At 58.9% G+C, this 26,785-nt stretch carries 17 protein-coding genes, 4 tRNA genes and 2 pseudogenes; 6 read left to right on the top strand and 17 right to left on the bottom strand.

From position 1 onward, the window contains the following. The first annotated feature begins 11 nt into the window (after positions 1 to 11). Positions 12 to 3,134, top strand: a complete 3,123-nt coding sequence (locus OU800_RS12135; protein WP_045733420.1) for an efflux RND transporter permease subunit — start codon at positions 12 to 14, stop codon at positions 3,132 to 3,134. Between the two features lie 107 nt (positions 3,135 to 3,241). On the opposite strand, the gene OU800_RS12130 is transcribed toward OU800_RS12135, so the two are convergent. The 7 genes and pseudogenes from OU800_RS12130 to OU800_RS12100 all read right to left on the bottom strand — a co-directional run bounded on the left by OU800_RS12130 (position 3,242) and on the right by OU800_RS12100 (position 10,176). Further along, complete coding sequence (locus OU800_RS12130; protein ID WP_059392065.1) at positions 3,242 to 4,210, bottom strand: arsenic resistance protein; 969 nt, start codon at positions 4,208 to 4,210, stop codon at positions 3,242 to 3,244. 462 nt (positions 4,211 to 4,672) lie between these two features. Then, positions 4,673 to 4,951: a hypothetical protein gene (locus OU800_RS12125; protein ID WP_224490798.1), complete on the bottom strand. Its 279-nt coding sequence runs from the start codon at positions 4,949 to 4,951 to the stop codon at positions 4,673 to 4,675. 147 nt (positions 4,952 to 5,098) lie between these two features. Further along, entirely contained in the window at positions 5,099 to 6,424 is a 1,326-nt protein-coding gene (locus tag OU800_RS12120; RefSeq protein ID WP_026088463.1) for an OprD family porin, read from the bottom strand. A 212-nt stretch (positions 6,425 to 6,636) separates the two neighbouring features. After that, positions 6,637 to 6,837: a hypothetical protein gene (locus tag OU800_RS12115; protein ID WP_139204310.1), complete on the bottom strand. Its 201-nt coding sequence runs from the start codon at positions 6,835 to 6,837 to the stop codon at positions 6,637 to 6,639. A 192-nt stretch (positions 6,838 to 7,029) separates the two neighbouring features. Further along, positions 7,030 to 7,506: a hypothetical protein gene (locus OU800_RS12110; protein WP_059392066.1), complete on the bottom strand. Its 477-nt coding sequence runs from the start codon at positions 7,504 to 7,506 to the stop codon at positions 7,030 to 7,032. 26 nt (positions 7,507 to 7,532) lie between these two features. After that, positions 7,533 to 7,877 (bottom strand): annotated as a pseudogene (locus OU800_RS12105) (DUF3703 domain-containing protein). A gap of 16 nt (positions 7,878 to 7,893) precedes the next feature. After that, positions 7,894 to 10,176 carry a heavy metal translocating P-type ATPase gene (locus OU800_RS12100; RefSeq protein WP_268184299.1) on the bottom strand — a complete coding sequence of 761 codons (2,283 nt, stop codon included), beginning with the start codon at positions 10,174 to 10,176 and terminating at the stop codon, positions 7,894 to 7,896. Positions 10,177 to 10,411: 235 nt separating this feature from the next. On the opposite strand from OU800_RS12100, the gene cadR reads away from it, so the two are divergent. Beyond that, complete coding sequence (gene cadR / locus OU800_RS12095; RefSeq protein WP_017675702.1) at positions 10,412 to 10,864, top strand: Cd(II)/Pb(II)-responsive transcriptional regulator; 453 nt, start codon at positions 10,412 to 10,414, stop codon at positions 10,862 to 10,864. 342 nt (positions 10,865 to 11,206) lie between these two features. On the opposite strand, the gene OU800_RS12090 is transcribed toward cadR, so the two are convergent. The 3 genes from OU800_RS12090 to OU800_RS12080 are packed head-to-tail and all read right to left on the bottom strand — an operon-like array spanning position 11,207 to position 17,072. After that, positions 11,207 to 14,356, bottom strand: a complete 3,150-nt coding sequence (locus OU800_RS12090; protein WP_059392067.1) for an efflux RND transporter permease subunit — start codon at positions 14,354 to 14,356, stop codon at positions 11,207 to 11,209. Continuing rightward, on the bottom strand, positions 14,353 to 15,813 hold the full coding sequence (locus OU800_RS12085; protein ID WP_061239417.1) for an efflux RND transporter periplasmic adaptor subunit: 1,461 nt from the start codon (positions 15,811 to 15,813) through the stop codon (positions 14,353 to 14,355). Before OU800_RS12085 ends, OU800_RS12090 begins: the two co-directional genes overlap by 4 nt. Then, on the bottom strand, positions 15,810 to 17,072 hold the full coding sequence (locus OU800_RS12080; RefSeq protein WP_003139513.1) for a TolC family protein: 1,263 nt from the start codon (positions 17,070 to 17,072) through the stop codon (positions 15,810 to 15,812). The genes OU800_RS12085 and OU800_RS12080 overlap by 4 nt, the downstream gene beginning before the upstream one ends. Positions 17,073 to 18,369: 1,297 nt before the next feature. On the opposite strand from OU800_RS12080, the pseudogene OU800_RS24365 reads away from it, so the two are divergent. The 3 genes and pseudogenes from OU800_RS24365 to OU800_RS12070 all read left to right on the top strand — a co-directional run. Beyond that, positions 18,370 to 19,074: pseudogene (locus tag OU800_RS24365) on the top strand (MCP four helix bundle domain-containing protein); the annotation flags it as partial. A gap of 39 nt (positions 19,075 to 19,113) precedes the next feature. Continuing rightward, positions 19,114 to 19,977 carry a methyl-accepting chemotaxis protein gene (locus OU800_RS24360; RefSeq protein WP_442964778.1) on the top strand — a complete coding sequence of 288 codons (864 nt, stop codon included), beginning with the start codon at positions 19,114 to 19,116 and terminating at the stop codon, positions 19,975 to 19,977. A gap of 258 nt (positions 19,978 to 20,235) precedes the next feature. Beyond that, the gene (locus OU800_RS12070) at positions 20,236 to 22,032 is read left to right on the top strand and encodes a thiamine pyrophosphate-requiring protein (RefSeq protein ID WP_268184093.1); all 1,797 of its coding nucleotides are present in this window, start codon (positions 20,236 to 20,238) and stop codon (positions 22,030 to 22,032) included. Between the two features lie 128 nt (positions 22,033 to 22,160). On the opposite strand, the gene OU800_RS12065 is transcribed toward OU800_RS12070, so the two are convergent. From OU800_RS12065 to OU800_RS12035, 7 genes are all read right to left on the bottom strand, one after another. Beyond that, positions 22,161 to 22,247, bottom strand: a tRNA-Leu gene (locus tag OU800_RS12065). Between the two features lie 120 nt (positions 22,248 to 22,367). Beyond that, positions 22,368 to 22,441 (bottom strand) — tRNA-Cys (locus OU800_RS12060). Between the two features lie 38 nt (positions 22,442 to 22,479). After that, positions 22,480 to 22,555: transfer RNA gene (locus OU800_RS12055), tRNA-Gly, on the bottom strand. Positions 22,556 to 22,622: 67 nt separating this feature from the next. Then, on the bottom strand, positions 22,623 to 23,183 hold the full coding sequence (gene pgsA, locus OU800_RS12050) for a CDP-diacylglycerol--glycerol-3-phosphate 3-phosphatidyltransferase (protein WP_268184091.1): 561 nt from the start codon (positions 23,181 to 23,183) through the stop codon (positions 22,623 to 22,625). Between the two features lie 33 nt (positions 23,184 to 23,216). Then, positions 23,217 to 25,040 carry an excinuclease ABC subunit UvrC gene (gene uvrC, locus OU800_RS12045; RefSeq protein WP_268184088.1) on the bottom strand — a complete coding sequence of 608 codons (1,824 nt, stop codon included), beginning with the start codon at positions 25,038 to 25,040 and terminating at the stop codon, positions 23,217 to 23,219. 2 nt (positions 25,041 to 25,042) lie between these two features. Then, a complete protein-coding gene (gene gacA / locus OU800_RS12040; protein WP_268184085.1) occupies positions 25,043 to 25,687 on the bottom strand; it encodes a response regulator transcription factor GacA in 645 nt (214 codons plus the stop codon). Between the two features lie 160 nt (positions 25,688 to 25,847). Beyond that, positions 25,848 to 25,935: transfer RNA gene (locus tag OU800_RS12035), tRNA-Ser, on the bottom strand. A 172-nt stretch (positions 25,936 to 26,107) separates the two neighbouring features. Between OU800_RS12035 and OU800_RS12030 the strand changes: the two genes are divergently transcribed. Then, positions 26,108 to 26,776, top strand: coding sequence for a Bax inhibitor-1/YccA family protein (locus OU800_RS12030; RefSeq protein ID WP_268184083.1), 669 nt, complete (start codon positions 26,108 to 26,110; stop codon positions 26,774 to 26,776). Positions 26,777 to 26,785 lie beyond the last annotated feature (9 nt).

Below are 26,785 nucleotides of genomic sequence, written 5' to 3'. Positions count from 1 at the left end.
GGGAAATTGACATGTACGAACGATTAATTCGCTTCGCCATCGACCAGCGCTGGCTAGTCTTGCTGGCTGTGCTCGGCATGGCAGCGTTGGGTGTTTACAGCTACCAGAAGTTGCCGATTGATGCGGTTCCCGACATCACCAACGTGCAGGTGCAGATCAATACCGAGGCAAAGGGCTACTCGCCACTGGAAACCGAGCAACGCGTGACCTTTCCGATTGAATCGGTAATGGCTGGGCTGCCCAACTTACAGGAAACGCGTTCAATCTCACGTTACGGGTTGTCGCAGGTCACCGTCATTTTCGAAGACGGCACAGACATCTACTTCGCTCGTCAGTTGGTGAATGAGCGGATACAGGAAGCGCGTGGAAATCTACCCAGTGATCTGTCGCCGAGCATGGGGCCAATCGCTTCTGGTCTGGGCGAGATCTACATGTGGACCATCGAGGCGCAAGACGGTGCGAAGAAGCCGGATGGCAGCACCTATACACCGATGGATCTGCGTGAGATTCAGGACTGGATCGTCAAGCCGCAACTGCGAACCGTCAAAGGTGTTACCGAGATCAACACCATTGGCGGTTATGCCAAGGAGTTCCAGGTTTCACCCAAGCCGGAGCGCCTGGTCGCACATGGCCTCAGCCTGCAGGACATTGTGGTTGCGTTGGAGAGCAATAATGCCAACGTTGGTGCGGGCTACATCGAACGCAGCGGCGAGCAGTACCTGATCCGCGCTCCGGGACAAGTCGGCAATATCGCTGACATCGCCAACATCATCATCAAGAACACCGATGGTGTTCCTGTGCGCATCGGTGATGTGGCCGAGGTTGGCCTGGGTAAGGAGCTGCGCACCGGTGCCGCTACTGAGAACGGCCAGGAGGTGGTGCTCGGCACTGCCTTTATGTTGATTGGTGAGAACAGCCGCTATGTATCGCAGGCTGTCGACCAGCGCATAAAGGAGATCAATCGCAACCTGCCGAAAGGAGTCATAGCGAAGACGGTCTATGACCGCACTGTATTGGTCGATAAGGCCATCAATACGGTGAAGAAGAATCTGATCGAAGGCGCTCTGCTGGTTATCGCTATCCTGTTCCTGTTCCTGGGTAACATTCGGGCGGCCCTCATCACCGCAATGGTGATTCCGCTGTCGATGCTGTTCACCTTTACGGGCATGGTCAGCAACAAGGTCAGCGCGAACCTGATGAGCCTTGGCGCACTCGATTTCGGCATCATCATCGATGGTGCCGTGGTGATCGTAGAGAACTGCGTGCGTCGTTTGGCTCACGCCCAGGCCGCAGCAGGCCGAACGTTGACCCGTAATGAGCGCTTCCATGAGGTGTTCGCGGCGTCGAAGGAGGCGCGTCGTCCACTGCTGTTCGGCCAACTGATCATTATGGTGGTGTACCTGCCGATATTTGCGCTGACCGGCGTGGAAGGCAAGATGTTCCACCCAATGGCGTTCACCGTGGTGACAGCCCTGTTCGGAGCCATGATCCTCTCGGTGACATTCGTCCCGGCAGCTGTTGCACTGTTCCTCAATGGCAACGTCAGTGAAAAAGAAAATCGGCTAATGGCCTGGGTCAAGCAAGGCTACGCGCCGTTGCTAGATTGGGTCATGGTCAGCAAGCCGTTAGTGCTGACCATTGCGACAGTCATCATGGTGCTTTCTGGTTTAGCTGCTTCGCGGATGGGCAGTGAGTTCGTGCCGAGCCTGGATGAGGGCGATATCGCTTTGCATGCCCTGCGTATTCCTGGCACTAGCCTTTCGCAAGCAATTGAAATGCAGGTGCAACTCGAACAACGAATCAAATCCTTTGCCGAGGTTGATACGGTGTTCGCCAAGCTTGGAACCGCTGAAGTCGCAACCGATCCAATGCCGCCGAACGTGGCGGACAACTTTGTCATGCTAAAGCCGCGCGACCAGTGGCCCGATCCTGATCGCAGCAAAGCCGATTTGGTTGCGGCGATGCAGGAGGCGGTTGAACAGGTTTCCGGCAACAACTATGAGTTCACTCAGCCCATTCAGATGCGCTTCAACGAGCTGATCTCCGGCGTACGCAGTGACGTCGCAGTGAAAGTGTTTGGCGATGACATGGATGTGATGAACGAGACCGCCGAGCAAATCGCTGAGGTGCTGGAGGGTATTCCAGGAGCAGCTGATGTGAAGGTCGAACAGACCACCGGTCTGCCGATGCTCAGCGTACAAATCGACCGTGAGAAAGCCGCACGATTCGGTTTGAATGTCTCGGAGATTCAGGACGCCATTTCCACCGCCATCGGCGGGCGCGAGGCGGGTGCACTGTTTGAAGGTGACCGGCGTTTCGATATCCAAGTTCGCCTGGCGGACGAGTGGCGCAATGATGTCGACAAGATCCAGCAGCTGCCTATTCGTCTGGCCAATGGCGATGGGCTGGATGGCCCAGGGTTTGTGCGCCTGGCTGATGTGGCGAGCGTGGTGTCCGCACCGGGGCCGAACCAGATCAGCCGTGAAAGTGGCAAGCGTCGCGTGGTGGTCACCGCCAACGTTCGCGGCCGCGATATTGGCTCTTTTGTCGCCGAGGCCGAGAGCAAGATCGCCCTGGCGGTTAGCGTCCCTACAGGCTACTGGACGACCTGGGGCGGCACCTTCGAGCAGCTTCAGTCGGCAGCCAAGCGCCTGCAGATTGTCGTACCGGTCTCGTTGCTGCTGGTGTTCACGCTGCTCTTCATGATGTTCGGCAATGTCAAAGATGGCCTGCTGGTATTCACCGGCGTGCCCTTCGCGCTGACCGGCGGGATCATGGCCTTGTGGCTGCGTGATATTCCGCTCTCGATCTCTGCGGGGGTGGGTTTCATTGCGTTGTCGGGTGTCGCGGTACTCAACGGCCTGGTGATGATTTCCTTTATTCGCAGTTTGCGTGAGAACGGCATGGGGCTGGACGAGGCTATTCGTGAAGGCGCGTTGACTCGTTTGCGGCCGGTGCTGATGACTGCTTTGGTTGCGTCTCTGGGCTTTATTCCAATGGCCACTGCCATCGGTACGGGCGCAGAAGTTCAGCGCCCTCTGGCGACGGTGGTGATTGGCGGAATCCTGTCTTCAACCGTGCTGACGCTGCTGGTTTTGCCATTGCTCTACCGCTTGGCCCATCGTCTGCGCTAAGTTCACAGCGCTATTCGTGTGCAACTGAAAAGCCCCGCTCTTGAGCGGGGCTTTTTGCTTACCGTAAATACCGCTCAATGTGGGCGGTGACTGTGCCTGTGACGTCCTCAGCGGCTTTTTTTACGCCAAATAAGAATCGGAACTGCCCGGATGTAGACAAGCTCACCCACCAACTCAACCAGCGTCTGGGTGATGACCGCTGCGGCTGCAAGCCCCCGTATTTCTTCAGGCAATGCCAGGGCCAGCGGAAGAACCACCAACGAGTTACGTGTGGAGGTACTGAAAGTAACCGCTCTCGCCGTCGAGGCGGGCAGTTTATAAGCTCTTGAAGCCAGTGCGCCCACTACGGGGGCCAAAAGCATGAAACCGATGTACACCGGGATCACCGGTAAAAGCTGGTCGATATCACGAACCACCGGCGAGATTTGCGACCCAACCACCGCAATGAGAACTGCCGCCATCGCAGGGACTGGCATCCATGCCCATACGGTGTTCCAGCGACCTACGAACCGTGAGCGCTTAGCCAAGGCTGCTGTAGCAACCGCGAGCAATAAAGGCACGACAATCAGTGCGAGAAAGGCTTCAGCGAAAGGCGCTATCGAGATAACGACTCGGGATTGCTCCCCTAGCATGAAAGCCAAGTACACAGGCAACAGCACAAGCTGCAACAGCAAGAGGATGGGGGTTGCTGCAAGAATCGCACGCGAGTCGCCTTTGCCAATGTGAGTAAAGACCACCACGTAGTCGATACACGGGGTGAGCAAAACTAGAAGAGCGCCTATTAGGATTGCCGGGTGTTCTGCGAGCCCTCTGGTGAGTGCCCATACCAGCAGTGGAATCAGTACGAAATTGGCGATAAGCAAGGCTGACATGAAGCGTTTGTTGCTAAGACTTTTGCGGAGATCAAGAAAGGGAATTTGCAGAAACATCGCGTACATCAGCACGGCGATAGTCGGGGTCACTAATGCGTTCAGGCTCTGCGCCGCTGCAGTAGCTATTAACCCACCGATTGCCGCTGCAATGACCGCGACGAAATAGATCGGTATCTGGTTTTGTTCAAGTGCATCCCTACTCATAGCATCCTCAAGGATGAAAAACGTCAGCTTACATGAGGAAGCGAAAAGCGTGGCGATCCTCTTGGATGGCTTGAATCATGAAAGATTGAGATGGGCACGGCGTCTGGCTATTGAGTGGGTATCTGCTGACGGTGCAAGGGCGCGGTATTCAAATGACACCGTGTTCTAGCATCGGGGTGATAGCCGAGTGCCTTTGCAGATATCAGGCAGATCAATCTAAAGGCCTTCACCGGTATCATTTTGCCCTTCTTGCTACACGCTGACAGCGATGGCTTGTTGCAGATATGAATGACTTGCGGAAGAGAAGAGTTAGTTGTCTAGCTTGGAGGTTTAAACTCCCAGTGAATCTTTCTTATTATTAAAGATTAAATAAAAAAAGCGCCCCGAAGGGCGCTTAGGGTACACCTCTTTCCAAAGGAGCTCGGGAGCTTCTAGAGGTGAACATCGTTCGGAAGTGAGCGGTTAGTCAGCGTTGGTTTCTTTTTTAAGATCGGTATTGGTCCGATCTTGGTTGCTGGTCTTAACCTTTAGTTCGTCCGCCGGTTTGGCAGCAGGCTCAGTTCCGTGAATTCGTTTTTGATCTGCTCGAAATTTTGCCTGAGCTTTCATTGAGCGATCATAGCCATCTTCTGCATAAGACTGTGTGGAGCCGACAAGAAGTACTGATCCAATAACTAGGGCTTTCAACATCTTCATAAGGCAGGCCTCGTAAAATTCAATTATTAGCTTGTCGAGGTTCATGGACAAGTTCTGCAAGTTCGAGTGAATTTTACGGAGGTGAAGCTAACAGCAGCGTGAGCCCAACATTACATTCTTGAAATCTAATAACTGCCTATCTTGTTATGCATGAGCGGGCAGTGCTTTTAGAGCCCGCCCGCCCATCCATTTTTAGAGCACGCTCAGTGGGTACTCGACGATCAGACGAACCTCGTCCAGATCCGACTCGTAATCCGTTGCGCGGGTAGTCATCTGGCGAACACGGAAGGACATCTCTTTCAGTGAGCCCGTTTGGACGACGTACTTGGCTTCGATGTTGCGTTCCCAGCGCTTCTGGTCAGTCAGCGGGTTGCCATCGGCATCACGACGCATATACACACTGTTGGCGTCGGAATAGTCCGCATCTGTACCCAGCGCATAGCGCGTCATGAAGGTCAGTCCAGGAACGCCATAGCTGGCCATATCTAGGTCGTAGCGCAGCATCCAGGACTTCTCTTTCGGCGAGTTGAAGTCGCTGTACTGAATAGAGTTGTCGAGGAAGATGGAATCAGACTGGCGCAGGTAGTCGAAATCATCGTCGCCGTTGTTGCGCTGGTGCGACAGGGCAACGCTGTGTGCACCGAACTGCACACCCACTTTGCCGCTGTAAATGTCGTTATCGAACTCACCCAACAGCTGCTGGCCGTCATCAACAGCTTTGTAGTAGTTCAAGCCACCGAACAAGGAAACACTGTCGGTCAGCGGGTAGGTGAAGGACGTACCGGCATAGTGCTGCTTCCAAGCATCCTTGAGTTGGCTGCTATAGAGACTAAAGCTCAGGTTGTCATTTAGCGAATAGTCACCGCCGAAATAGGCAACCCATGGAGACGCGACAGAGCCCGCATAGAAGGTTGCGAACTCATCACGCATGGTGCTGACCTGCGGCTGGCTCATGGCATGCAGGCGGCCACCCTGAAGGGTCAAACCATCAAAGCTTGTGTTCTCAACCGTAACGCCGCGAAAGCTTTCCGGTAGCAGGCGGGAGTCACCGTAGTGAACCACCGGCGTCATGGGGAACACATCACCCACTTTGACAACGGTGTCGAATAGCCGGGCTTTTACTGCACCACCCACTTTGGAGTAGTTATCTTCGGCTTCACCATCACTATTTACCGGCAGCAGATTAACAGTACCACCTGGGCCATATCGACCATCCCCGGTATCCAGTTTAAGGCCGAGCATGGCGAAGGCATCAATACCAAAGCCTACGGTACCTTGGGTAAAGCCCGACTCGAACTGGCCAATGATCCCGTGTGCCCAAGCTTCAGTATAACCATTGTCAGTGTTGCTCGACTGACCTTTACGAAAGTCACGATTCATGTAGAAGTTACGGTTGAGAATATTGAAACTGCTACCTTCTACAAAACCTTCGGCTTGCTCTTCTGCGGCCGCCATGAGCGGAGCTGCACTGACAATCGCCGAAAATACTGCAAGGGATAGTTTGGTTTTATTAAGCATTTATTGCTCCTTTATAATTGGCAGTTATTAGTCTAGTTTTCGCCATGGCGTTCTTATAGGTATTGCACCCTCAAGCGCTCTGCGCCTTTGGGGAGCTGAGCCCTATCCTTGCAAGCTGAAGATAACTTGAAGATGATTGGAAAATTACAATTCTGTAATCTTCACAAGGCGGCAATGAAAGTTGTCTTAAAGCGACATTTGAATTCAGATTTTCAATAGAATCCGACGGGTAGGTCGAGAGAGCTCCAGCCTTGATCAGGCCGAATGTTCATGACTGCCAGCTCATAGGACGGTGCACTCAGATAGATCGATAGCGCCGGGCTGATGTGACAAGCCGGCTGGGGGTGACGCCGGTTGATCTTGTTTGGATGCTCGTAAGCGTCCACCCGAATCACCTTGCGTGATTCGGGCATGCTGCTCACTCCCGCCGTGTAAGCCAGCATTTCGCTGACGAGCTGGAGCTGGCAGGCGCACTGCGTATATTCCAGCTCATGGCAGTAATGGTGCATGAAACTGTGACCGCATGGGTGTGAATAGCCATGGGCTCAGCGCTTACCAGACGAAGAGTTGGTTGATGCGACCAAGAACCTAGCAAGGTGCGATTACTACAGCGGCTGAGAGTTTCCGTAGTTAAAGCCATTTGCCGCCAAGGTTGCCCAGCGGCGCTGACGGTGGGCGTAGAACAGGCGCGCAAATAGCCAGACGAACGGAGTGAGGACGCCCGCCTTGATGGTCACGCTATCTCGGTAAAGCGTTCCGCCGTTGACCTCTTGTGCCGTAATGAGGTGATCCCACTTGCTGATCAGCGGGCTGTAGCCGTTGTCTCTTAGCATGAAAATCTGAGCATTTTCCGTCTGCGGGTATGTAATCACAATCGCCTGACGGCCAATGGGAAGTACGCCGAATAACTTCAGCTTGACCCAGTAAGTGCCCTCGTTCCAGGTGCCAGGAAACTCAACGGGAGTCAGCGGGCTGAAACTCAGCAACGGTGATGCAACCTGATGCAGCAGACGTGGCGTGCGCACCTGGGCGATCACCTCTGCCAGTGAGCATGGCAGCTGGGTAGAGATATCAATTTGCATGGGCGCAATCACCGACCGGATTGAGTTTACTTGTCATCGGCAAGCAAGGTCTGTGGTTCTTCGGGAACCGGCATGGGCTTGAAAGCACTGACCCTGGAGCGGCCTGTATTGCCGATAGGCACCCAGATTTTGGAGAACAGCAGGGCCGCGAAAATACGTGGTAGTTGCCCCGCGACCTCGCGGTAATCGCCGGTCTGCCAGCCGAGCACAAGCATCAGTCAGTGTGACCCAGCATGCAGCACGGGTTGGCGTTGGGTCAGGATGTGCGCGCGCTCTAACCATTGAAAGGCATCTGCGCTGCGCTGTTCCTGCATGGCCTGCCGGGCCTGCTGAAAGGCTTGTTCAATTGCGAGTTGCAATGCTGCTTTCATCTTCAATCCTCCGATCCTACTTTTTAAGCAGGCGCAGGCCGTTGAACACCACCAGCAGGCTGACGCCCATGTCGGCAAAGACGGCCATCCACATCGTCGCCTGCCCCGTTAGGGTAATGGCGAGAAACAGGGCCTTGATCCCTAACGCCAGCACGATGTTCTGCTTGAGGATGACGGCGGTCTGTTGAGACAGGCGGATGAAGGCCGGGATCTTGCGCAGGTCGTCATCCATCAAGGCCACATCCGCAGTTTCGATGGCCGTGTCCGTGCCGGCGGCGGCCATGGCGAAACCGATTTCAGACTTCGCCAGCGCCGGCGCATCGTTGATGCCATCGCCGACCATCCCTACAACGTAGCCGCGCGCCTGCAATGCTTCAATGGCCTGCAATTTGTCGACTGGCAGTAGGTTGCCGCGTGCCTCGTCGATGCCTACCTGCTGTGCAATCGCATCTGCGGTGTGCGGGTTATCGCCGGTCAGCATTGTGGTCTTCACGCCAAGCGCATGAAGCTCCTCAATTGCCTGGCGGCTGGAGCCCTTGACGGTATCGGCAACGGCGAACAGGGCAATGGCACGCTGCGGATTGCACAGCACCACCACTGTTTTACCTTGGCGTTCGAGACGCTCCAGCGTCGCTTCCAGCTCGGGTGAGCAGAGGCCAAGCTCTTCCACCAGGCGGTGGTTACCCAGGTGGAAATCTATGCCTTCGATGGTGCCTCGAACACCTCGACCCAGTAGGGCTTCGAATCCTTCAACGGCGGTAAACGCCAGCCCATTCTTACTGGCATGCTTGGCTATCGCTTGCGATACCGGATGGTCAGACCGACTGGCGAGGCTGGCGGCATGTGTGCGGTAGACTTCTGAGTCCTGATCAACCAGCGGCATGTAATCGGTCTGCACCGGCTTGCCGTGAGTAATAGTGCCGGTCTTGTCGAGTGCCAGGAAGCCAAGCTTGCCGCCGGTTTCAAGGTAGACACCGCCTTTGATCAGAATGCCTTTGCGCGCAGCCGCAGCCAGGCCACTGACAATGGTGACGGGCGTTGAAATAACCAAGGCGCAAGGGCAAGCGACCACCAGCAGTACCAAGGCACGATAGATCCAGTCGTACCAGGGTTCGGCCATGAAGAGTGGCGGCACAATGGCGATAGCCAGGGCGAATAGGAATACGACAGGGGTGTATACCTTGGCGAATTGGTCGACAAAGCGCTGGGTCGGAGCACGTGAACCCTGTGCCTCTTCGACCGCGTGAATGATGCGTGCCAGCGTAGTGTTGGCAGCGGCTGCCACGACGCGGTATTCCAGCGAGCCTGCTTGATTGATGGTGCCAGCAAAAACCGGGTCTCCGACGGTTTTCTCTACGGGCAGGCTTTCCCCCGTGATCGGCGCTTGGTTGATGGTGGAGTTGCCGGAAGTCACCTCGCCATCGAGGCCGATTCGCTCGCCAGGCCGAACCCTGACCAATGCACTTAAGGCTATGGTTTTAACCTCAACTTCAAGCCATGAGCCGTCTGCTTGCTGCACCGTGGCGCGCTCTGGGGTCAGATCCATCAGGCCGCGGATGGCATTACGAGCCCGACCCAGCGATTTTGCCTCGATCAGCTCGGCCACAGAAAAGAGGAACATGACCATGGCGGCTTCCGGCCATTGCCCAATCAGCACCGCACCGGTAACCGCAATACTCATCAGTGCATTGATGTTCAGGTTGCGGTTCTTCAGCGCAATCCAACCCTTTTTATAGGTCGTCAGGCCGCACAGCAGAATGGCGAGCAGCGCCACACCGGCCACAACCCACTCAGGTGCAAGCTCGGCGAAGTGCAGCACTTCAGCCGATACGGCAGCCACACCGGATAGCGCCAAAGGCCACCAAGCCTTCTTGCGCGGCGCTGCTTGCGCTTCATCGTTTACTGTTGCTGCACCCTCAACCACTGGCGTGAAACCAAGGTCGCGAATCGCTGCCAGGGCTGCTGGCAATGCTTCTGCTGTGTGGCTAAACGTCAATACGCGCTGAAGCAAGTTGAACTCCAGCGCGCTGATGCCGGTCAGGGAGGAGAGCTTGTCGCGGATCAGCTTTTCTTCCGTTGGGCAGTCCATCTGTTCGATTGTGATGCGGGCTTGCCCCTCAGCAGAGAGCGGTTCTGCTTGCATACCTAGGGATGAGATCGCCGCTTCAATAAGAGCGGTCGACGGCAAGCTGTGCCATACCCCAAGAACGCGATTGATCAGATTGAAATCGAGCTTGTCTATGCCAGCCAGCTTGCTCAGTTTGTCTTGAATCAGCGTCTGTTCGGTGGGGCAGTCCATTTGTTCAATACGGAAACTGCTGAGCCTGGAGCGAACCATGGCATTTACCGTTGTAGTTGCCGTGGCCGAGCACTTAAACGCGCCGCTGGGGTCACAGCAGACATCCTTTGAAACCGCTTCAGGTTTTTGTTCATCACTGCAGCAACCAGCCATGGGGGTATCCTTATTGGTCAGTGCTGTAGAGTGAACACCCTGAAGCCACTACAGGGTCAAGAGTTTGTAGAAGGGGTATTTCATGAAAATTGGAGAGCTGGCCAAGCTTGCCGATTGCCAGGTTGAAACGGTTCGCTATTACGAGCGTGAAGGGCTGTTGCCGACACCGGCTCGCAGCGAGGGCAATTATCGTCTTTACAGCAGTGAGCATCTTGAGAGGCTTACGTTTATTCGTAATTGCCGAACACTGGACATGACCCTGGACGAGATCAGAAGCTTGTTGGCGCTGATGGATCGGCCAGAGGGGAACTGTGAGGGTGTGAATAGCTTAGTGGATGAGCACATCGAGCATGTGCAAGCGCGAGTGACCAGCCTCCTGGCACTGCAACAACAGCTGGTTGAGTTACGACACCGTTGCGCCTCTGAGCGGGGTGTAGACGAGTGTGGAATTCTCCAGCGCCTGAATACCACCGGCGGAGTCAGTGCACTTCCAGATGATGGCCATACCCACGTTGGGAAAAGCCATCGCCACTAAACAATGCGCCACCACCTGCAGTACTCGGCACGAGACATTGCAGGCGGTGGTGCGGGTTCGTTTGTTTACAGACTGCAAGCGCTTATTTGCTTTGTTCGATTTCAGCTTTAACCAGATCAATCAGTGGCTGTGCACCAAAGCTCAGGAGCGGTTTGCCATTCACAAAAAACGTGGTCGTCTGGCGCACGGCAGCAGCCTCCCAGGCTTTGAGCACCTGAGGGTCACTGTGCCATTGCCGTTGAGCTGAACCCAAGGGCGAGTACCTGAGTGTTAAACGCGTGATTTAAGGCAGATAAGCCCCTTTTCGTCATCTGGCGGAGGGGCTCTCCTGAACACTCAGAGCTATAGCTCCTGTGGTGAGTAACTCTTTCGTTTGCCCTGTCGACGCATCAGCCAGTACGCGGCCGGCAAAACCAACATGGACATCAGCGGCGCGGTAATCATGCCGCCGACCATGGGCGCGGCGATGCGCTTCATCACCTCAGATCCGGCACCTCCGCCCCAGAGGATTGGCAACAGGCCGGCGATGATCACGGCCACCGTCATCACCTTGGGCCGCACACGCAGCACCGCGCCTTCACGAATTGCCTCCAGTAGGGCCGGATCACCGCTGCGCCCGGTATCCACACGCGCATGCCAGGCGTTCTTCAGGTACAGCAGCATGATCACCCCGAACTCGGCCGAGACGCCGGCCAGGGCAATGAAGCCCACGCCGGTGGCCACCGACAGGTTGAAGCCGAACCAGTAGAGCAGCCAGATGCCGCCCGATAGGGCGAAGGGCAGGGTGGCCATGATCAGCAGGGCCTCGCCGAAGCGGCTGAAAGTCAGGTAGAGCAGCACGAAGATAATCAACAGAGTCGCCGGCACCACCCAGGCCAGCCGCGCATTGGCGCGCTCCAGAAACTCGAACTGACCGGAGTAGGAGACGGTCATGCCGGCGTCGAGTTGTACCCGCTCGGCGACGCGCTGCTGCAGCTCGCGCACGGTCGAGGCCAGGTCGCGCCCACGGACATCGACATAGACCCAGCCGGACAGTCGCCCGTTCTCGCTGCGCAGCATCGGCGGCCCTTCGGTCAGAGTTACCTGGGCGACGGTGCCCAAGGTGATCTGCTGGCCGGCTGGAGTGAGGATCGGCATACGCCGTAGTGCCTGCGGACTGTCTCGCCACTCCTTGGGATAGCGCAGGTTGATCGGGAAGCGGGCCAGTCCTTCAACCGTCTCGCCTATATTGCTGCCGCCGATGGCGCCCGATACCACCGTCTGCAGATCGGCGATGCTCAGGCCATAGCGCGCCGCGGCCAGCCGATCGATCTGGATATCCACATAGCGACCTCCGGTCAGGCGTTCTGCCAAGGCCGAACTCACCCCAGGCACCTCTTTGGCCACGGCCTCGATATCGCGCGTTATGCGCTCGATGTCGACCAAGGAGGTTCCGGAGACCTTCACCCCAATGGGGCTCTTGATCCCCGTCGCCAGCATGTCGATGCGGTTGCGGATGGGCGGCACCCAGATATTGGACAGCCCGGGGACCTTCACCGCGCGGTCCAGCTCCTCGATCAGCTTTTCCGGCGTCATGCCCGCACGCCATTGCTCGCGCGGCTTGAACTGCACCGTGGTCTCGAACATTTCCAGCGGCGCCGGGTCGGTGGCCGTCTCCGCTCGCCCGGCCTTGCCGAACACCCGCGCCACTTCCGGCACCGTGAGGATCATCCGGTTGGTCTGCTGCAGCAGTTGGGTCGCCTTGCTCGCCGGCAAGCCGGGCAGGGCCGAGGGCATGTACAACAGGTCGCCCTCGTCCATGGGCGGCAGAAACTCTCCTCCGAGTCTGCTGAGGGGCCAGAGGCTGGACAAAAAGACCAGCACGGCCAGCGCCAGGGTCACTTTTGGCCAAGCCAGCACCCACTCCAGTACCGGCCGGTATGCGCCGATCAGCCAGCGGTTCAAGGGGTTCTGTTGTTCGCTGGGGATATGCCCGCGAATCCAGTAGCCCATCAGCACCGGTACCAAGGTGACCGAGAGTCCGGCGGCAGCCGCCATGGCATAGGTCTTGGTGAAGGCCAGCGGGCCGAACAGGCGGCCTTCCTGGGCCTCCAGGGTGAAGACCGGGAGGAAGGACAGGGTGATGATCAGCAGGCTGAAGAACAGCGCCGGCCCGACCTCGACCGCGGCTTCGCCGATCACCCGCCAGTGCGCCTCGCCCTGTAGCTGCTCACCAGGGTGTCGAGCCTTCCAGGTTTCGATGTGCTTGTGCGCGTTCTCGATCATCACCACGGCGGCGTCGACCATGGCGCCGATGGCGATGGCGATCCCGCCGAGCGACATGATGTTGGCATTGACGCCCTGGTAGCGCATGACGATGAAGGCCATGAGGATGCCCAGGGGCAGGGTGATGATCGCGACCAGCGACGAGCGCAGGTGCCAGAGGAAGAGCAGGCAAACCAAGGCCACCACCACGAACTCTTCCAGCAGCTTGTAGCTGAGGTTATCGATGGCGCGGTCGATCAGTTGCGAGCGGTCATAGGTGGTGACCACCTCGACGCCGGCCGGCAGGCTGCCCTTCAGGCTGTCCAGCTTGGTCTTCACCGCAGCGATGGCATCGCGGGCATTCTTTCCGGAGCGTAGGATGACCACGCCGCCTACCACTTCACCCTGGCCATCCAGCTCGGCAATGCCACGCCGCATCTCTGGCCCCAGCTGAATGGTGGCCACCTGACCCAGCAGCACCGGAACTCCGCTGGCCGAAGCCCGCAGCGGCACATTGCGGAAATCCTCCAGGCTCTCTAGATAGCCTGAAGCCCGCACCATGTACTCGCGCTCCGCCAGCTCCAGGATGGCGCCGCCGGTTTCCTGATTGGCGCTCTTCAGCGCCGCTTCGACCTCCTGCTGAGTTACCCCATAAGCCACCAGCTTTTGCGGATCGAGCAGCACCTGATACTGCTTGACCATGCCCCCGAGGGTAGCCACTTCGGCCACGTTGGGTAGGCTCTTGAGCTCGTACTTGAGGAACCAGTCCTGCAGCGCCCGTAGCTGCGCAAGATCATGTTGGCCGCTGCGGTCGACCAAGGCGTACTGGTAGATCCAGCCCACGCCGGTGGCATCCGGCCCAAGGGTGGTGGTAACACCCTCGGGCAGGCGTTCCTGCGCCTGGTTGAGGTACTCCAGCACCCGCGAGCGCGCCCAGTAGAGGTCGGTGTCGTCCTCGAACAGCACGTAGACGAAGGAGTCGCCGAAGAACGAGTAGCCGCGCACCGTCTTCGCCCCCGGTACCGAGAGCATGGTTGTGGCCAGTGGGTAGGTCACCTGGTTCTCGACGATCTGCGGTGCCTGTCCGGGAAAGCTGGTTCTGATGATGACCTGGGTGTCAGATAGGTCCGGCAGTGCATCCAACGGCGTGTTGCGCAGCGACCAGAGGCCCAGGGCGGTGATGAACAGGGTGGCCAGCAGTACCAGGAAGCGGTTGCCGATCGACCAATGGATCAGGCGCGCGATCATGGCTGGTCTCCTTCCTTGCGGAGCTGCTCGATCAGCAGGCCGGAGTTTGTCTGACGTGCGGCGATGCGTACGTGATCTCCTGGCTTAAGTCCCACAGCTACTTCGGAGCTGACCAGAGGAAAAGCCATGGTCATACCTGGCATATTCAGGCTCTCGAAGGGGCCATGCTCCAGGGTGACTTGTTTCCCGTCCAGTGCGCGAATAACGCCGTGAGACACATGCAGCCCCTCCGTGCTGTCCTGTTCTGCATTGCCGGCCAGGATGCCCTGCAGGCTGGCTTCCGAATCGATGAGGAACTGGCCGGAGGTAACGACCGCCTGACCTTCCTCAAGACCGGAAAACACCTCCAGACGCCCATCGGCCTCGCGGCCCAAGGTGATTTCCTGGGGACGGTAGCGTCCGTCGCCTTCGGCCAGCATCACCAATGCACGCTTCCCGGTGCGAATCACGGCTTCACTCGGCACAAGAAGCGTGGATTGTTCGACGGCACTGTTCAGGCGTACGGCGGCGAACATGCCGGGGCGCAACTTACCGGCAGGGTTGGGTAGCTCGCTGCGTACCGTGAGCGTGCGCGTTTGCGGATCGGCACTCGGCAGCAAGGCTATGACGCGGCCCAGCAGCGGTCGATCAGGAAAGGCCGTCAGGTTGGCGCGGATCTCGTCCCCGACCTGGATACTTCCGGCCATGGCCTCGGGTATCGCCGCATCGAGCCAGACACTGGACAGCCCGTTGATCAACGCCAGATCCTGCCCGGCTTCAACGGTCATCCCGGCGCGTACCTGCAAGGCTTGGAGCTCGCCGCTGATAGGTGTGGTGAGGGTTTGCACTGCCCGCGGTTTGCCGCTGCGGCGAACCTGCTCTATCAAAGCTTGTGGCATGCCGAGCAGGCGGAGGCGCTCTTGGGCCGCAGTGATCAAGCGGGCGTCACCGGTACGCAGTACCGCGAGGAACTCCAACTGCGCGGCGGACCACTCGGGAATCAGCAGGTCGACCAAGGGTGTTCCAGCTGGCAGTACATCGCCAGGGGCACGCCCGTAAACCCGCTCGACGAATCCGCCAGCGCGGGCCTGGAGGTTCGCTACCTCTCGCTGGTTATAGGCCAGGGAGCCGACCACCTCGATATCCGAGGGCAGTACACCGCGGATCACCTTCGAGGTCCGCATTCCGAGGTTCTGCACGGCTTGAGCGGGGACGCTCAGGACAGACGGATCTTGCTCGGATCCTGCGTATTTAGGGACAAGCTCCATATCCATGAAAGGTGACTTGCCCGGTTTATCGAAGCGCTGCTCAGGCTGCATCGGGTCGTACCAATAGAGCACTTTGCGCTCGTCCGTCGGTGCGGAGCTAGGCAGTAGCTCGTGTTTGGCTTGCCGCTGGGCCAGCCAGTAGCCACCGCCCGCCGCGCCAATGCCCACGGTCAGCACGGCGACCGCAAAACCAAATGTCGATATCTTCATTTCAGGCCCTCCACATAGGCGTAGTACAGGCTTGCGGAGAGCTGGCTCAACTTGCGCTGTTGTTCAATCTGCCGCAGTTGCGCATCAATCAGGTCGCGCTGGGCAGTAATAACGGATGTGAGCTGGCTGTTACCGGCTTGGTAGGCGGCCAGTTCGAGATCGGCACGTTTGCTTGCAAGCGGGATCAAGGTTTTTTCGGTGCGTGACAAGGTCCTGCGCAGTTGCTCAAGCTCGGCAATACCGCCTTCCAGCTCAGCCTGATGGGCGCGCAGTAATGCTTCCTGCTCGGCTTCCATCTGCGACACGCTTTGTTGTCTGGCGTTGATCTTGGGCCCCTGACGTGTGCCTACGAACAACGGCAGGTCGAAGGTAAATTGCACCATCACCATATCGCCGAACTGGTTGTCGCGATTGTTGTAGGCAAACTCAACACCCCAGTCGGGGGTCTTCTCGGCGATGGCCTCGTTCAGCTCGGCGCTAGCCTCGCCGACTCGGGCGGAGGCAGCGCGCAACTCAGGGTGTGAGGCAATGCGTTGCTGCAGGTGCGGTGCCACCAGGTTCAGACTGGGAACACCTCCTTGCAAAGGCTGGTCAGCCTCGTTGCCTATCCAGCGGCGCAGCTTGGCACGAGCTACTGCCACATCGCGATTCAGTTCATCTCGCCGATCTTGTAACGCCAAAGCTTCCTGGTCGGCCTGCAACAGCTCGCCAGGCTGAGCACTACCGCCGGCAATCAGCGATTGCACGGTCGAGCGGAGCATCTCGATCTGACGGTCCAGTTGATCGAAGAGGCCAACACTGCGTTCGGCGTAGTACACATCCAGCCAGCTCACTGCCGTCTGGCGCTTGATCTCCAACTGCATGGCACGCTGCTCGGCCTCGGCTCGGCCTACTGAAGCCTCGGCCAACTGGCGCCGAGCCTGACGCTTGTCACTGTTGGGGACTTCCTGCATGAACCCAATGCGGCGCATGGTCATGGAGTCACGATTAAGCGTGTAACGGTCAGGGCCTTCGATCGGCAGGTTGTCGATGCCTAGAATCAGCTTGGGATCGGGCAGGGCGTCTGCGGGCTCGACAGCCTGCTGTGCCGATGCCACCTGCGCCTGGCGCGCGAGGTTCTCAGGGGCACTCTGCTCGGCCAGAGCTTGGGCTCGTTCGAAAGTTAGGGGCTGCGCCTGCGCGGCAAGCCAGGGAGCTGCCCAGAATGCGGCAGCCAACACACCGAGAAAGCCACGGCGTGGAAAAAGGAAAGCGGACATGCTTTCGCCTCCAATGCGATTGATCGAAGTCGCGACTACGAAACGTGACCGCGACGATGCGCCTGACTGTAAGGCGCGGGATGATCACTGCATTAGACGAAACGAGGAGGGCGCCAGAGTCCTGCGGGCTCTCGCTTAATCACCGACTGGGTCAGCAATATCTCGGGGCGTGAGGGGAGAGGGGATATGCTCTTGATCACGGTGGTCTGGAGAAGTCCTCCGGTCTTGCATTCCTGGCCGGGTTTGCAAGGGGACTTCTTGGCCACCCCATCAGACTTGTCCATTTGCTCGCAGCACGGAGCATCGGCCATTGCATGGCCCTGATGATCGGCGCTCTGCATCGGGCAAGGTTGTGCCGGCATGCTGAAAGCCACACCGCCGAAGGTCGGCAGCACGAGGCTAGCAATCATTACCAGGATCAATCCAATTCGACGCACAGCAATTCACCAGGCGGGCGATAGGGCGACGATAGCAGATTGCCCCGAGGCATGAACGCTCCTTTTGGCAATAGTGTTGATTTGGATCAAATAGAGTGTCATGCAGGGTATCAATCGGGCTCAACTGGTAGCTCCGTTTAACCGGATTTCTCAAGCTCGTAGGGTTCGCACCACCCGCTAGGCGCGCTAGCACAAGACCGGCCTCGCTAGCCGTTCAGTCGAGCCCCAAGTAGGAATTGGGGGCCTGGTCAAACATACTGTTGCTTAGGCGAGATGCAGGGGCTGCCTGCTTCGAGTAGGCCCAATCAGGCACCAAAAGCGAATTCTATAATCGCTCTATAATCACTTTATAATCGACTATAAACCAGATTCTAGAGCGCCCGGCGCTGCCTAAAAAGCCGATTCAAGCCGTTACTATTCATAGAAGAGACCAGGAGCAAAGTTCCAAATTGACTTCCAACAAACAGGTGGAGCCCCACATTGCTTTCCAATGCTGTCAAAGAGCAGTTCGCATCCACGCGGCCCGTGTGTCATACCCTGAAGGTGTCTCCTTGGAGTCTCAAATTTGTCGATTCACAGAAGATGAAGTTTCAAATTTTGCTTCCAAACCGCTCACGAGAGAGGTGTTCAGGTGCTTTCTGTTTCAAATTCACCCGATCACAAGCTTTGGTCAGTTGCCGCGAGGGAGGCTGTTTGTCTCCTAGGGGTTACGCTGGTAGCATCTACCATATTTAACATAATATACATTATGCGAATTAACGACATGACCATTACAATCAACCACCAACATATGGGTAGGATCATTTCCAGAGGCTTCGTCTAGACTGATCACCAAATGCCATCTGAACTCGAGTGAATTCATGAAGATTCGACACAAGATGATCGCCAGTGGCTTGATCAGTATCCTCAGCGCTGCGCTCTTGGGCGGTGTTGGTTTCTGGGGACAGACTCGTCTGGCTGCGGCCTTGGAAGAAAATGAGTTGAGCGTCACCGCGCTGCGTAACCACCTTGAGGGCGACATGATGCATGACGCTCTGCGTGCCGATGTGCTCGCTGCCTTCACCACCAGGCCAGGTGACGAAGCCGCCGTGCAACAGGTGCGTGACGACCTGGCCGAACACAGCGCCTGGTTCCAGAAAGCCATGGACGCCAATGCCAAACTGCCGCTGCCTGCAGACATCCGCAGTGCCATCGATCAGTCGCAACCGGCCCTGGCCGCTTACATCACCCAGGCCAAGAGTATCGTTGACAAGGCCCTGACCGATCCTCGCGCGGCCGAAGCCGAGATGCCGGTATTTCGCGACAGTTTCACTGCGTTGGAAGAAAAGAACGAGGCCCTCAGCAGCCTGATCGAAGCCCACAGTGCTCGGTCACGCGATGCCGGCCAGGCCGCCGTGAACCAGGCTGCGATCATGTTGGTGCTGGGTATCACCCTGACCTGCGCCCTCCTCGGCCTGATCACCTGGCATCTGATGCGCAGCGTTCTGCGGCCCCTGGACAAATCCGTGATCGCTGCTCGCGCCATCGCTAAAGGCAACCTGCGCGAACGGATCGACATCGACAGCGATGACGAGAGTGGCCAACTGCAACGCGCACTGGCTGACATGCAGAGCAACCTGCGCCAGATGATCGACAGCATCCGCCAGCAGAGCGAACAGCTACAGCAGACCGTTAACACCCTCAACGGCACCTCTCGGGACATCCTGCAAGCCACTGGCGAGCAATCGGAGGGCGCCACCAGCATTGCGGCCGCCATGGAGCAGATGATCCAGAACATCGCCCAGATCGCCAACCACACCCGCGATGCGCAGAGCATCTCCGCTCATTCCGAGCGCATGGCCGACAGCGGTGGCCAGGTCATCCTCGACGTGGTCGAAGGCATGAACCGCATTGCCGCTGCGGTCAACGAATCCTCGACCACCATCACGGCCCTGGGCCAGTCCTCCGAGGAAATCCATTCGATCATTCAGGTCATCAAGGGCATCGCCGAGCAAACCAACCTGCTCGCGCTCAATGCTGCCATCGAGGCCGCCCGCGCCGGCGAGGCTGGGCGTGGTTTCGCCGTGGTGGCGGATGAAGTACGAGGCCTGGCGGCCCGTACCGCCCAATCGACCCAGGAAATCACCGCCATGATCGAGCGCATCCGTAACAGCACGGCAGACGCAGTGGCCAGCATGCAAACCGGCGTCGACAGCGTTGGCGAAGGTGTGGCCCTGGCGCGTCAGGCCGGCGACTCGATCAACGAGATACGCAGCGGCACGCAGCGAGCCGCCCAGGTGGTCGAGGAGATCTCGCACAACATCGACGAGCAGAGCAAGGCCAGCAACGAAGTGGCACAGCGCATCGATCACATCGCCCAGATGTCGCAGCACAATACCCAGACCGCTAACGAGCTGGCAGCGGCAGCGCAAAATCTGGATAAGGTGGCTCAGGGCATGCAAGGCGCGGTGCAGCGCTTCCAAACCTGAAGCCGGACTCGAAACGGCACTGTTGCTCACCCTATCGCCGTCGGGCTTCCAAGGTCTGCTGCCGCCTTGCGTCCCTCCTTTATCCATACAAGCGACCTGCACCCCGCCTGAACACAGATCAATCAGTAGAAACTTCCCAGCGCCTGCCCCAGTCCACCCTACTCCACCAGCCATGCAGGACGGTAGCGACCCGCTGCGGCTCGTTCGTCAAGCCACTGTCTTGTCTGGCCCACGTTGCGATTACAAGGGAGGACTTCCATGGCCACGACAGTCGGTGACTTCATCGTCGAGCGCCTTTATCAGTGGGGTGTACGGCGCATCTATGGCTACCCTGGGGACGGCATCAACGGGGTATTCGGCGCGCTCAACCGCGCCAACGGCAAGATCCGCTTCATCCAGGCCAGGCATGAGGAAATGGCTGCCTTCATGGCCGCAGCGGACGCCAAATTCTCCGGCCAGCTAGGCGTATGCATCGCCACCTCCGGACCGGGAGCCGCCCATTTGCTCACCGGCCTCTACGATGCGCGTATGGATCACATGCCGGTGCTTGCCATCGCCGGCCAGCAAGCGCGCACCGCGCTCGGCGGCCACTACCAGCAGGAAGTGGATCTGCTATCGCTGTTCAAGGATGTCGCCGGCGCCTTCGTTCAGCAGGCCAGTGCGCCGGCACAGGTGCGCCACCTGGTGGATCGCGCGATCCGCACCGCGCTCGGCGAGCGGCGGGTGACCGCGATCATCCTGCCCAACGACCTGCAGGAGGCCGAGTACGCCGAGCCACCGCGCAAGCACGGCACGCTGCACAGTGGTGTCGGCTACACGCGGCCAAGAGTGTTGCCCTATGACGAAGATCTGCGCCGCGCTGCCGAGGTGCTCAATAGCGGCAAGAAGGTGGCCATGCTGGTGGGAGCCGGCGCACTGAAGGCCAGTGACGAGGTATTCCAGGTGGCCGAGAAGCTCGGCGCCGGCGTGGCCAAGGCGCTGCTCGGCAAGGCCGTGCTGCCGGACGAACTGCCCTGGGTCACCGGCTCCATCGGCCTGCTCGGCACGGTGCCGAGCTACAAGATGATGGAAGAATGCGACACCCTGCTGATGGTCGGTTCCGGCTTCCCCTATTCCGAATTCCTGCCCGAGGAAGGCCAGGCTCGCGGCGTACAGATCGACCTGCAGCCGGACATGCTCGGCCTGCGCTACCCCATGGAGGTCAATCTCGCTGGCGACGCCGCCGAGACCCTACGTGCGCTGCTGCCGCTACTGGAGGACAAACAGGAGCGTAGCTGGCGCACCAGCATCGAAAACTGGCGCAGCGACTGGGAGCAGACCCTGGAGGAGCGTGCCCTGGTCTCGGCCAAGCCGATCAACCCGCAGCGGGTGGTCTACGAGCTGTCGCCCCGTTTGCCGGATCGCGCCATCGTCACCTGCGACTCAGGCTCCTGCGCCAACTGGTATGCCCGCGACCTGAAGATTCGCCGTGGCATGCTCTGCTCGCTATCCGGCGGTCTGGCCTCCATGGGCGCGGCGGTGCCCTATGCCATCGCTGCCAAGTTCGCCCACCCGGATCGACCGGTGCTGGGCCTGGTCGGCGACGGCGCGATGCAGATGAACAACATGGCCGAGCTGATCACCGTGGCCAAGTACTGGCGTGAGTGGGAGGATCCGCGCTGGATCATGGCAGTGTTCAACAACCAGGATCTGAATCAGGTCACCTGGGAGCAGCGCGTCATGGAAGGCGATCCCAAGTTCGAGGCCTCGCAGAACATTCCTGACGTGCCCTACCACGCCTTCGCCGAATCCATCGGCCTGCAGGGCATCCTCATCGAACGCGAAGAGGACGTCGGCCCGGCCTGGGAACGCGCCCTGGCCGCCGAACGGCCGGTGTTGCTGGAGTTCCGAACCGACCCGGACGTACCGCCGCTGCCACCGCACATCAGCTTGGAGCAGGCGAAGAAGTTCGCCAGCACCCTCCTCCATGTCGATCCCGAGCAGCGCGGCATTCTCGCCCAGACTGCCAAGCAGGTGTTCGGCTCGCTACTGCCGGGCCAGCACAAGGACAAGTGATGGTGCCGCCCATCAGCCAACTGCGCGTCAGGGCCTTTCGTGTGCCGACCGATGCGCCGGAGGAAGGCCAGCACCCTGGTGCTGAGCGACCAGAGAGCTTGAATCTGCTATGGCTATAGATTGCTAGATGGTGCCCGAAGCCGGACTCGAACCGGCACGCCATTGCTGGCGAGAGATTTTAAGTCTCCTGCGTCTACCGATTTCGCCATTCGGGCGGTAGCGCTGTGCGAAGGGCGGACTATATACAGCCCTCCGCCTCCTAGCAAGGCATGCAAAGCACGCCTTGGGGAATGAAAAAGGCCTCGTAAATCATCGATCTACGAGGCCTTTTGAATTGGAGGCTGAGGTCGGAATCGAACCGGCGTTCACGGATTTGCAATCCGGTGCATAACCACTCTGCAACTCAGCCTTGAAACGAACGAGTCGCCTTGGCGACTCGTGTAAAACTGGAGCGGGAAACGAGACTCGAACTCGCGACCCCGACCTTGGCAAGGTCGTGCTCTACCAACTGAGCTATTCCCGCTTGTCTTGTCGACGGGCGCCATTCTATAGAATCGAATGGTGCCGTCAAGCCTTTGATTCAAAAATACTTATTTCTTTTCCGTGGTGGTGCTGAGGTGCGGCCAGGCGGCCAACAGGTAGTGCAACATCGACCACAGGGTCAGTACCGCAGCGACCACCAGCAGCACATAGCCGAGCACCACCCAGAAGGTGAAAACCGGTGGATTGCCCAGCAGGATGACCAGGGCGACCATCTGCGCCGCGGTTTTCCACTTACCCAGATTGGACACGGCCACGTGCGCCCGCGCACCCAGCTCGGCCATCCATTCCCGCAGCGCGGAGACCACGATCTCGCGGCCGATGATGGTGGCCGCTGCCAGGGTCAGCCAGAGGTTGGAGTGCTCGGCCACCAGCAGCACCAGCGCCACCGCCACCATCAGCTTGTCCGCGACCGGGTCGAGGAAGGCGCCGAAAGGCGTGCCCTGCTCCCAGCGGCGTGCCAGATAGCCATCGAGCCAGTCGGTTACGGCCGCAATGGCGAAGACCCCACTGGCCGCCCAGTAACTCCAGGAGAACGGCAGATAGAACAGCAGTATGAAGACCGGTATCAGCGCGACCCGGAGCAAGGTAAGCAAGTTGGGGATATTCATCGGCACAACTAGGCTGCGAGGTGAACGGGCATTCTACTCGCTGTGCAGAGTGTCATAAATCGACTCAGCGAGCTTTTTACTGATTCCGGGCGCTTTGGCGATCTCCTCGGCGCTGGCACGGGACAGCTCCTGCAGCCCACCGAAGTGATTGAGCAGTTCACGCCGCCTCTTGGGGCCGATGCCAGGCACTTCTTCCAGCGTCGAGGTACGCCGCGTCTTGCCCCGCCGCGCACGGTGCCCAGTGATCGCGAAACGGTGCGATTCGTCGCGGATCTGCTGGATCAGGTGCAACGCCGGTGAATTGCCGGGCAAGGTGAATTCGTGCTCGGCGTCATTCAGATACAGCACTTCGAGGCCGGGCTTGCGCGTCGTGCCCTTGGCCACGCCGAGCAGGATCAGGTCGGGCACGGCCAGTTCCTGCAGCACTTCGCGGGCCATGGCCAGTTGCCCCTTGCCGCCGTCCACCAGCAGCACGTCGGGCAACTTGCCCTCACCCTCCTTGATCTTGCTGAAACGTCGGGTCAGCGCCTGATGCATGGCGGCGTAGTCGTCGCCGGCAGTGACCCCTTCGATATTGAAGCGGCGGTAATCGGACTTGAGCGGGCCTTCGGGGCCGAACACCACGCAGGAGGCGACCGTCGCCTCGCCGCTGGAGTGGCTGATATCGAAGCACTCCATGCGCTGCGGTGGCTCGTCCATTTGCAACACGTTGGCCAGGGCCTCGAAGCGCTCGGCCAGGTGTTGCCGATTGGCCAGGCGCGCGGCCAGCGCCTGTTCGGCATTGGTCACGGCGAGCTGCTGCCAACGAGCACGGGTGCCGCGCACGCGCAAGCTGATGCTCAGGCTGCGGCCGCGCAGTGATTCGATGGCTTCGATCAGCGTGGCGAAGTCTTCATGCTGCACGTTGACGATCAGCTCGCTGGGCAGGTCGCGCTCGACATTACCCAGGTAGTACTGGGCGAGGAAGGCCATCAGCACATCGCCGCCCTCCTCCTCGATGGCCACCTGCGGGAAGAAGTTCTTGCTGCCCAGCACACGCCCACCGCGCACGCTGATCAGGTGCACGCAGGCGCCGCCCGGGGTGAGCATCACCGCCACCACGTCGACATCGCCTGTACCGCCTTCCATGCTCTGCTGATCCTGCACGCGGCGGAGCATGGCTATCTGGTCGCGCAGCTCGGCAGCCCGCTCGAACTCCAGAGCCATGGCGGCCTTTTCCATGCTGGCGGAAAGCTCTTCGCTCAGGGCGTTGCTGCGACCGTCGAGGAACATCACCGAGTGGCGCACGTCCTCGGCGTACTCCTGGGCATCGACCAGGCCGACACAGGGCCCCTTGCAGCGCTTGATCTGGTATTGCAGGCACGGCCGCGTGCGGTTGCGGTAATAGCTGTCTTCGCACTGGCGAACGAGAAAGGTCTTCTGCAACAGCGCAAGGCTCTCACGAATCGCCAGCGCACTGGGATAAGGGCCGAAATAGCGTCCCTTGGCCTTCTTCGCACCACGGTGGATACCGAGACGGGGAAACTCGCCATCGGAGAGAAACACGTAAGGATAGGATTTGTCGTCGCGCAACAGGATGTTGTAGGGCGGCCGCCATTCCTTGATCAGCGTCTGCTCGAGCAGCAGCGCCTCCGTCTCGTTGCCGGTGATGGTGGTCTCGATCTGCGTGATGCGCGCCACCAGCGCGGCGGTCTTGGGCGCCTGCCCGGTCTTGCGGAAGTAGCTGGCGAGGCGCTTCTTGAGGTTCTTCGCCTTACCCACGTAGAGCAGTCGGCCCTCGCCATCGAACATGCGATAGACGCCGGGGCGGCCACTGCAGGTCGCCAGGAAGGCACTGGAATCGAACGCAGCGGACATCTTCAGTTGACGGCGTCGACCATGCCGTGGCGTACCGCGAGCAGAGCCAGTTCGACGTCGCTGGTGATGGAAAGCTTCTCGAAGATGCGATAACGGTAGGTGTTGACCGTTTTCGGCGACAGGCACAGCTTGTCGGAGATGGTCTGCACCTTGTGACAGTTGGCGATCATCAGGGCGATCTGGATTTCCCGCTCGGAGAGCAGGTCGAACGGCGAGCCGCTGGTCTGCGGCTGGAAGGATTTCAGCGCCAGTTGCTGCGCGATCTGCGGGTCGATGTAACGCTGCCCGGCGAACACCAGGCGAATGGCCTGCACCATTTCATCCAGCGCGGCACCCTTGGTCAGATAACCGGCGGCACCGGCCTGTAGCAGGCGCGTGGGGAACGGGTCTTCCTCGCACACGGTGACGGCAACGACCTTGATGTCGGGATGGCTGCGCATCAGCTTGCGGGTAGCCTCCAGGCCGCCGATGCCAGGCATCTTCACGTCCATCAGAACCACGTCGGGTTTGAGTTCGCGAACCTTGAGCAGGGATTCCTCCCCGGTGCAGGCTTCGCCGACCACTTGTAGGCCATCGATATCGGCGAGCATGCGGGTAATACCCGTGCGAACCAGATCGTGGTCGTCGACTACCAGCACCCTAATCACTCGCCACCTCATTGCCCATTGTCAGCCACCACGCACGACGGTGAAATTCTACTTGCCGAGCACCATAGCAGGCAGGCTGATGAAGGCCCAGCTTGGCGCATGGCAGTCAAAAATTAAGCGTCAGATTAAGGTAAGGCGTTGCACAAGGCAAAAGAGAAATTGGCGGAAGCGGTGAGATTCGAACTCACGGATAGTTGCCCATCGACGGTTTTCAAGACCGTTGCCTTAAACCACTCGGCCACGCTTCCGTATTCGTAGTGCGCAGGCCAGGGATGTTGCATGCCTGCGCAGCGCTGCGGGCGGCAATCTTACCGGAACGCAACACACTGTCAAACTCTCTGTCTTGGCACTCGGGTAAGCTCTGTTATGATCCTGAACAATCGGATTACGGATCCCCTCGTACTTACCAGGAGTGTCGCCATGCAAGAGCAAGATTATGTACTCAACCACTCGCAGGCCGACCAGCTCGAGGTCAGCCGCGTGCTGCGCAACACTTACAGCCTGCTGGCCATTACCCTGGCCTTCAGCGGTCTGGTAGCCTTTCTCAGCCAGCGCGCCAACCTGCCGTACCCAAACTTCTTCGTGGTACTGATCGGCTTCTATGGCCTGTTCTTCCTCACCTATAAGCTGCGTGATTCGGCCTGGGGCCTGGTCTCCACCCTCGCCCTGACCGGTTTCATGGGCTATACCCTCGGCCCGATCCTCAACCTCTATCTGGGCATGGCCAACGGCGCGCAAGTGATCACCTCGGCGTTCTCCATGACCGCGCTGGTGTTCTTCGGCCTGTCCGCCTACGTGCTCACCACCCGCAAGGACATGAGCTTCCTCAGCGGCTTCATCACCGCCGGCTTCTTCGTGCTGATCGGCGCGATGCTGGCCAGCTTCTTCTTCCAGATCAGCGGCCTGCAACTGGCGATTAGCGCCGGTTTCGTGCTGTTCTCCTCGGCGTGCATCCTGTTCCAGACCAGTGCCATCATCCACGGTGGCGAGCGCAACTACATCATGGCCACCATCAGCCTCTATGTGTCGATCTACAACCTGTTCATCAGCTTGCTGCAGATCTTCGGCATCATGGGTGGTGACGACTGATAGGTTTCG

Origin of the sequence: Pseudomonas sp. GOM7, assembly GCF_026723825.1 — a bacterium.
Taxonomy (GTDB): domain Bacteria; phylum Pseudomonadota; class Gammaproteobacteria; order Pseudomonadales; family Pseudomonadaceae; genus Aquipseudomonas.
This window is presented reverse-complemented; position numbering and strand designations above follow the sequence as displayed.